2 protein-coding genes are annotated in these 2,689 nt (G+C 49.7%); one reads left to right on the forward strand and one right to left on the reverse strand.

Going from position 1 to position 2,689, the window contains the following annotated elements; translation table 11 throughout:
• Positions 1 to 60 precede the first annotated feature (60 nt).
• Positions 61 to 1,698, reverse strand: a complete 1,638-nt coding sequence (gene nadB, locus A612_RS16225) for an L-aspartate oxidase (protein WP_075806985.1) — start codon at positions 1,696 to 1,698, stop codon at positions 61 to 63.
• A gap of 248 nt (positions 1,699 to 1,946) precedes the next feature.
• On the opposite strand from nadB, the gene rpoE reads away from it, so the two are divergent.
• Positions 1,947 to 2,522, forward strand: coding sequence for an RNA polymerase sigma factor RpoE (gene rpoE / locus A612_RS16230; protein WP_075806986.1), 576 nt, complete (start codon positions 1,947 to 1,949; stop codon positions 2,520 to 2,522).
• Positions 2,523 to 2,689 lie beyond the last annotated feature (167 nt).

Genomic DNA, 2,689 nt, shown 5'->3' on the forward strand with positions numbered 1-2,689 from the left:
CCAGCCAATACAAAAAACGGCGCTTGTGCGCCGTTTTTTCTTTTTACTGCAGACAGAAACTCAGATCGTTTGAGTTGTTACCGGCTCAGTTTCACGCTCCGGTGGTGTCAGGATTGTAGGTTTGGGGTTGTCCAGCATAGCCGGATAATCCAGGGTGTAATGTAAGCCACGGCTTTCTTTGCGCGCCATGGCGCAGCGGATAATCAGCTCCGCCACCATCGTCAGGTTACGCAGTTCCAGCAGATTATTGCTGACACGGAAATGGCGGTAATATTCCTGAATTTCGCGTTGTAATAATTCCACGCGGTGTAACGCACGTTCCAGCCTTTTGGTGGTGCGCACTATGCCGACAAAATCCCACATAAATAACCGCAGTTCATGCCAGTTGTGGGTGATTACTACTTCTTCATCTGAGTTACTGACGCGGCTTTCATCCCATTGTGGCAGTGAGATAGGTGCTGCTGCCTGTGCCAGATTGGCCAGAATATGTTTGGCGGCACTTTGGGCAAACACCACACATTCCAATAATGAGTTACTGGCCATGCGGTTGGCACCATGCAGGCCGGTATAAGCCACTTCGCCAATGGCATATAAATTGGGCACATCGGTTTGGCCATTCTGGTTGGTCATCACGCCGCCGCAGGTGTAATGGGCGGCCGGTACCACAGGAATAGGCTGTTTGGTGATGTCGATGCCCACACTTAAACACTTGGCATAAATAGTGGGGAAGTGCTCAATAATAAAATCTTTGGGCTTGTGGCTGATGTCGAGATACACACAAGGCACACCTAAACGTTTCATTTCAAAGTCGATAGCACGGGCCACCACATCACGGGGGGCCAGCTCTGCGCGCTCATCAAAATCCGGCATAAAACGCGAGCCGTCCGGCCTTTTTAAATAAGCGCCTTCACCGCGCATGGCTTCGGTGATGAGATAATTGCGGGCGTCCGGGTGATACAAACTGGTGGGGTGGAACTGGTTAAATTCCATATTGGCCACCCGGCAACCGGCACGCCATGCCATGGCAATACCGTCACCACTGGCCACATCCGGATTGCTGGTATAAAGGTACACTTTACTGGCGCCGCCTGTTGCTAATGCCACAAAACGGGCAGAAATGACTTCAACTTGCTCTGAGTTGCGGTTCCAGACATAAGCGCCATAACAATGTTGACCCGCCAGGCCCAGCTTTGTTGCTGTGATCAGGTCGATAGCGTTGTAATTTTCCAGCAAACGGATATTCGGGTGGGCTTTAACCTGATCAACCAAAGTAATTTGCACAGCGCGGCCTGTGGCGTCTGCTGCATGCAGAATGCGTCTGTGGCTATGGCCACCTTCGCGGGTCAGATGGTACTTTAACACCCCATCTTCATCACGGTACTGATCAAAAGGCACACCTTGTTCAATCAGCCATTCCATCGCTTCTTTGGCATGCTCGGCGGTAAATTTCACTGCTTGTGCGTCGCATAAACCGGCGCCGGCAATCAGGGTGTCGCTGACATGGGAGTCAATGCTGTCGTTTTCATCAAACACAGCGGCAATGCCACCTTGTGCGTATAAAGTGGAACCTTCGCGCAGCGGGCCTTTACTCAGCACCATTACATTCAGTTTATCTGCCAGTTGCAGCGCCAAAGACAAACCGGCAGCGCCGCTGCCAATAATTAATACGTCACAAAGATGTTCTTTTTGCTGTTGCATGCGATACACTTAAATCTGACAAAAAACAGAATCTTAGTTGAGTAAAAAGCCAGGCAGGCTGCGACTGGCGCTGAGGTGTCCGTCAGCGTTCGGATGGGCTATATGTCATCCAATGCGGTCAGGATCAATCTATTGTAACTTTTTTATCTATTAAACCGAACTTTTTCACTTCGGTCCCGTCATAAGGGTACGCTTGACGAGAGCCGGTTGCAAAATTTAGCAGTAAGCAAAACAGGGGACAAGCTCGGATGAGCGAGCAAGAATTGGATTGGCAGATAGTCCAGCGGGTACAACAAGGGGATAAAGCAGCTTTTAATCTGTTGGTAAGAAAATATCAGCACAGATTAGCGAACTTAATTTCAAGGTACGTCTCTAATCATGGCGACGTGGCAGATGTAGCACAAGAAGCCTTTATTAAAGCTTATCGTGCGCTGCCAGGCTTTCGCGGAGACAGTGCGTTTTACACCTGGTTGTATCGTATTGCTGTAAACAGTGCAAAAAACTATCTGGTGGCCAACGGCCGCAAACCGCCTTCAACAGACGTTGATGCGGAAGAAGCTGACTCTTATGAGGGCAGTGACGCGTTAAAAGTGCAGGATTCGCCGGAAAAGCTGTTGCTGACCGAAGAAATCCGCCATGTAGTGTTCGAAACTATTGAAAAATTGCCGGAAGAATTGCGCATTGCCATCACTTTGCGTGAAATGGATGGTCTGAGTTACGAAGAAATTGCTGAAGTGATGGGCTGTCCTATAGGCACAGTCCGTAGCCGGATCTTCCGGGCACGGGAAGCAATTGACATCCAGCTGAAGCCGTTAATCAGCTAACCTATGAACAAAGACAGGATTATGTATGTCGTCTGAAAAACAAGATTGGCTATCTGCCGCCAGTGATAATCAAGGCATCAGTGCGCAACAGCTCGACTCTTTGTTACAAGATCCCGACCTGCAGCAGCAGTGGCTGCGTTACGAGGCATTTCCGCTGCTGTGCCCCA

The sequence above is a fragment of the Melaminivora alkalimesophila genome, assembly GCF_000282995.1.
Lineage (GTDB): Bacteria > Pseudomonadota > Gammaproteobacteria > Burkholderiales > Burkholderiaceae_C > Melaminivora > Melaminivora alkalimesophila.

Bases quoted from the DNA above. Each gene is read 5' to 3' on its own strand.
- nadB (WP_075806985.1), bottom strand. From the start codon at position 1,698: ATGCAACAGCAAAAAGAACATCTTTGTGACGTATTAATTATTGGCAGC.
- rpoE (WP_075806986.1), top strand. From the start codon at position 1,947: ATGAGCGAGCAAGAATTGGATTGGCAGATAGTCCAGCGGGTACAACAA.